4 protein-coding genes and 1 pseudogene are annotated in these 4,935 nt (G+C 69.5%); 4 read left to right on the top strand and 1 reads right to left on the bottom strand.

Annotated elements, in window-relative coordinates; translation table 11 throughout:
• The first annotated feature begins 27 nt into the window (after window positions 1-27).
• Genes P409_RS26580 through P409_RS26565 form a run of 4 tightly spaced genes read left to right on the top strand, consistent with a single transcriptional unit; the run spans window position 28 to window position 4,338 of the window.
• A complete protein-coding gene (locus P409_RS26580; RefSeq protein WP_202964819.1) occupies window positions 28-1,785 on the top strand; it encodes an ABC transporter permease in 1,758 nt (585 codons plus the stop codon).
• A gap of 4 nt (window positions 1,786-1,789) precedes the next feature.
• Entirely contained in the window at window positions 1,790-2,947 is a 1,158-nt protein-coding gene (locus tag P409_RS26575; RefSeq protein WP_052121432.1) for an ABC transporter ATP-binding protein, read from the top strand.
• Window positions 2,948-2,968: 21 nt separating this feature from the next.
• On the top strand, window positions 2,969-3,649 hold the full coding sequence (locus P409_RS26570) for a CoA transferase subunit A (protein WP_034845508.1): 681 nt from the start codon (window positions 2,969-2,971) through the stop codon (window positions 3,647-3,649).
• A gap of 5 nt (window positions 3,650-3,654) precedes the next feature.
• Entirely contained in the window at window positions 3,655-4,338 is a 684-nt protein-coding gene (locus P409_RS26565; RefSeq protein WP_430515664.1) for a 3-oxoacid CoA-transferase subunit B, read from the top strand.
• A gap of 313 nt (window positions 4,339-4,651) precedes the next feature.
• Here the strand turns inward: P409_RS26565 and P409_RS39275 are convergent.
• Window positions 4,652-4,935, bottom strand: a pseudogene (locus P409_RS39275) (hypothetical protein); the annotation flags it as partial.

Below are 4,935 nucleotides of genomic sequence, written 5' to 3'. Positions count from 1 at the left end.
GCTGAAGATCTATGACGGGCTGTTCAAGTGACCAGCCAGGCCGCATCCGGCATGGCGCCGCCCCGGCGCATGGGGGCTGCGCCGGGGCTTGGCGCCCGGCTGCGCGGGCCGGCCGGCCTGCTGTCGCTGGCGATGATCGCGGTGGTGGCGGCGATCGTCCTGCCGCCGATCGTGATCCTGATCCAGAACAGCGTCAGCACAACCAATCCGGACGGGTCGCATGCCGGCTTCACGGCCGGCCACTACGCCCGTCTGCTGTCCGACCCGAAGCTCTACGCCAGCGCCTGGCATTCGGTGCTGTTCGCCGCCCTGTCGACCGTGTTCTCCCTGCTGCTGGGCGGGCTCCTGGCCTGGGTGGTCGAGCGCACCAACGCCCCGTTCAAGGGGCTGGCCTATCTGACCAACATCGTGTCGCTGGGGATGCCTTTCATCCTCTACATCCTGGCCTGGATGTTCCTGCTGGGCCGGGCCGGGCCGCTGAACGACCTCTATCGCGGCCTCGGCGGCGGCGGCGTCCTGTTCGCGGTCAACTCGATGGCCGGGATGGTGCTGGTCGAGACCTTCTCCTGGCTGCCGCTGGTATTCCTGCTGCTCTCGGCCACCTTCCGCGCCGCCAATGGCGAGATGGAGGAGGCGGCGCGGATGAGCGGGGCGACGATGCTGGACGTGATCCGGCGGGTGTCGCTGCCGATGGCCCGGCCGGCGATCGTGGCCACGGCCCTGTTCGTCTTCGTCTGCAGCCTCGAGGCGTTCGACGTCCCGGTGCTGATCGGCAAGCCCGGCGGCATCGACGTGCTGACCTCGGACATCTATTTCAGCATCCGGGCCGTGCCGCCGGATATCGGCCATGCCAGCGCCTATTCGGTGGTGCTGACCGCGGTGATCGGGGTGCTGATGTACTTCTATGGCCGGATCTCGCGGCGGGCCGAGCGCTTCGCCACCGTCACCGGCAAGAGCTTCCGGCCGCGGTCGATCGATCTCGGCTGGGGCCGGTGGCTGGGCGGCGCCCTGGTGCTGTTCAACTTCCTCGTCGTCCTGGCCCTGCCGCTGCTGGCGCTGGCCTGGGTGTCGTTCCTGCCCTTCGTCCGCTCGATCCGGCTGGCGGCGCTGCCGTCCATGACACTGGCCAACTACCAGGCCGTGCTGCAGGACAAGGGCTACCTGATGCTGACCGTCAACACGCTGGTGATCGCCGCCGCGGCCGCCACCGTGACCATGGCTCTGATGCTGGTGGCCGGCTGGATGGTGGCGCGGCGGCGGCCGGGGGCCACGGTCCTGGACCAGCTGACCACCATGCCGCTGCTGCTGCCCGGCATCGTGCTCGGCGTGTCGATGATGGAGCTGGCGCTGCGCTCGCCGATCCCGCTCTACGGCACTCTGGCGATCATCGTCATCGCCTTCGTCAACCGCTACATGCCCTACGGCATGCGCTATGCCTTCTCCGGCGCGCTGCAGATCCATCGCGAGCTGGAGGAGGCGGCCAGCGTCTCCGGCGCCGGCACGCTGACCATGCTGCGCCGGGTGGTGGCGCCGCTGCTGCTGCCGGCGCTGGCGGCCGGCTGGCTGTTCGTGTTCCTGAACGCGGCGAAGGAGCTGACGATCCCGCTGGTCCTGGCGGGGCCGCGGTCGCAGACCATGTCGGCCGCGATCTTCGAGCAGGCGAGCAACGGCCAGTTCAGCGAGCTGGCGGCGCTGGGGCTGTTATGGACCCTGCTGATGACCGTCTTCGCCGTGTGCTTCTATGTCCTCATGCGCCGCCGGTCGGCCGATACCTTCGGGAGGTGACCCCATGACCGCATCGACCACGCCGGCCCTCGACGTCCGCGGCCTGGGCAAGATCTTCGTCACCGGCCTGGACGGCATCGCCGGCGGCGTGCACGAGGCCAGCTTCAGCCTGGCCCCGGGCACCTTCTTCACGCTGCTCGGCCCTAGCGGCTGCGGCAAGACCACGACGCTGCGTTGCGTCGCCGGGCTGGAGCAGCCGGACGGCGGCACCATCCGCCTGGGCGACACGGCGCTGTTCGACGCCGCCCGGCGGATCAACGTGCCGTTGAACCGCCGCACCATCGGCATGGTGTTCCAGTCCTACGCGATCTGGCCGCATATGACGGTATTCGAGAACGTCGCCTTCCCCCTGCGTGTCGCCAAGGACCGGCGGTTCGAGCGGTCGGAGATTCAGCGGCTGGTGGGCGAGGCGCTGGAACGGGTCAATCTGGCCGGTTTCCAGACCCGGCCGGCGACGCGCCTGTCCGGCGGCCAGCAGCAGCGGGTGGCGCTGGCCCGCGCCATCGTCCGGCAGCCGAAGCTGCTGCTGCTCGACGAGCCGCTCAGCAATCTCGACGCCACCCTGCGCGACGAGATGCGCAACGAGCTGAAGCGGCTGCAGCGGCAGGTCGGCGTCACCACCGTCTACGTCACCCACGACCAGACGGAGGCGCTGGAGATGTCGGACCTGGTCGCGGTGATGGACCAGGGGCGCATCGTCCAGATGGGCGCGCCGCGGGACATCTATTTTCGGCCCCGCAACGCCTTCGTCGCCGGCTTCGTCGGCGCCACCAACCTGGTCCACGGCGTGGTGCAGGAGGCGGTGGGCCGCAACGGCATCGCCCCCGTGCGCCTGTCCGGGGGGCAGACCGTGCGGTGCCTGTTCCAGGATCCGGCAGCGGCCGACCAGCCGATCGCAGTGTCGATCCGGCCCGAGGCGATCGCGCTGCGCCAGCCGGGCGCCGGGGGGCGGGACCGCTGCAACCAGGTGACGGGCAAGGTGGCGATGACCGGGTTCCTCGGCAGCGCCAACCGCTACGGCGTGCAGGTCGGCGACCTGCAGTTCGAGGTGTCGACCGGGTCGGACCTGGCCGTGCCGATCGGGTCGGATGTGGTGCTGGAGTTTTCCTATGACGGCGCCCTCGGCGTCCCCCTGGCCGGCGCCGAGGCGGCGGCTGCCTGAGGTGGTGTGTGGAGCGGAAGGATGATCGATAAATTCGTTGCCGGCATGGCGCAGGCCATGGCCGGAATCCGCGATGGCGACACGGTGCTGGTCGGCGGCTTCGGCGCCGTCGGCCACCCCTATGCCCTGATCGACGCGCTGGTCGAGCAGGGGGCGCGGGATCTGACCGTCGTCGCCAACAACGCCGGCTGGGCGCCGGACAAAGGGTTGCCGAAACTGATGGCGCTGGGCCGTGTGCGCAAGCTGGTCTGCAGCTTCCCCCGCGGCTCCGGCGTGTTCGACGAGCTGTATCGGGCCGGGCGGATCGAGCTGGAGATCGTGCCGCAGGGCACGCTGGCGGAACGCATCCGGGCGGCCGGCGCCGGCATCCCGGCCTTCTTCACCGCCACGGCGGCCGGCACCCTGCTGGCCGAGGGGAAGGAGGTGCGCGAGATCGGCGGCCGGTCCTATGTGCTGGAACAGGCGCTGCACGGCGACGTTGCGCTGGTCGAAGCCTGGCGGGCCGACCGCTGGGGCAACCTGACCTATCGCGGCACCGGCCGGAACTTCAACCCGATCATGGCCGCGGCCGGCCGGCTGACCATCGTCCAGACCCAGCACGTCGCCGATCTCGGGTCGCTCGACCCGGAGGTGATCGTCACGCCCGGCCTGTTCGTGGACCGGGTGATCCACGTGTCCTATGGCGATCCTCCGCGGCAGTGATAGCGATGACCCCAACGGAGACAGCAGCGATGATCACATCCGCCACCTTTCGCCCGCTGGACCGGCCGGGCATGGCCGCACGGGTGGCCGCCGACATCCCGGAAGGCTGGTGCGTCAATCTCGGCATCGGCATGCCGACCCTGGTGGCCGACCATGTGCCGCCGGACCGCGAGGTGATCTTCCATTCCGAGAACGGGCTGATCGGGATGGGCCCGGTGCCTCCGGCCGATGCCGTCGATCCCTGGGTGATCAATGCCGGCAAGCAGAATGTGACGATGCGCACGGGGGCGGCGCTGGTCCATCATGGGGACAGCTTTGCCATCATCCGCGGCGGCCATCTCGACCTTTGCCTGCTCGGGGCGTACGAGGTCTCCGCGGCCGGCGACCTCGCCAACTGGGCGACGTCGGAGGCGGAGGCCGCGCCGGCCGTCGGCGGCGCGATGGACCTCGCCGTCGGCGCGAAGCGGCTGTGGGTGATGATGGAGCACACCACGCGAGACGGCCGGCCGAAGCTGGTCGAGCGCTGCACCTATCCCCTGACCGCGCCGCGCGCGGTGACGCGCATCTACACCAATCTCGCCGTGATCGATGTGACGCCTCGGGGTTTTGAAATCCGAGACATCGTGCCGGGGCTTGCATTCGAGGAACTCCAGGCCAGGACCGGGACCGCGCTCCTAAGACCGAATTGAAGAAGCGATCGAATGCTCTGGCAGTTGTCGACGAGCAGGCTCCGTCTCGGACGTTCCGGCCATGCCGCACGGGAGCGGCCAGCCGGGTGGCGCCGGGGGAGCGAGCACAGCGGCCGCTTCGGGAGCACTAGGTCCAACTGGTCGGCTGGAAGGCGTGCGCATACGGCCGCTTGCTCGATGTCTGCTGTCGGGGCGCCCGCTCGATGACAGCTGATGGCGCTGTTCGGCTGGGCAGTGCGGGCGGAGCGCTTTAGGGCCTTGATATCTGAAGCCCAGAATGCCGGGAGGCTTGCACAGCCCCCCGATTCTGCCGCTACAGCACGAAGTCGCTGGCCGTCAGGGCGTGGTCGGCGGTGACGTTGATGGCGAAGTCGGGTGCCTTGTCGCCGTTGACGTCGACATAGACCACCTGGATCGACCCCGCCGTCACCACCCGCAGCTCCCCGGCGTGGCGGGTGAAATCGCCGGTGCCGAAGGTGAACGCCGTGTCGCCGTTGCCGGCATTGCCATCCGCATCGATCGCCGACAGGTCGATCCTGTCGCCCGTCGAGAAGTCGGTGATGCCGTCCTTGCCGATGCCCGACACGGCGCTGTCCG

This window comes from Inquilinus limosus MP06 (assembly GCF_000767795.1).
In the GTDB taxonomy this organism is placed as follows: Bacteria; Pseudomonadota; Alphaproteobacteria; order DSM-16000; family Inquilinaceae; genus Inquilinus; species Inquilinus limosus_E.
This window is presented reverse-complemented; position numbering and strand designations above follow the sequence as displayed.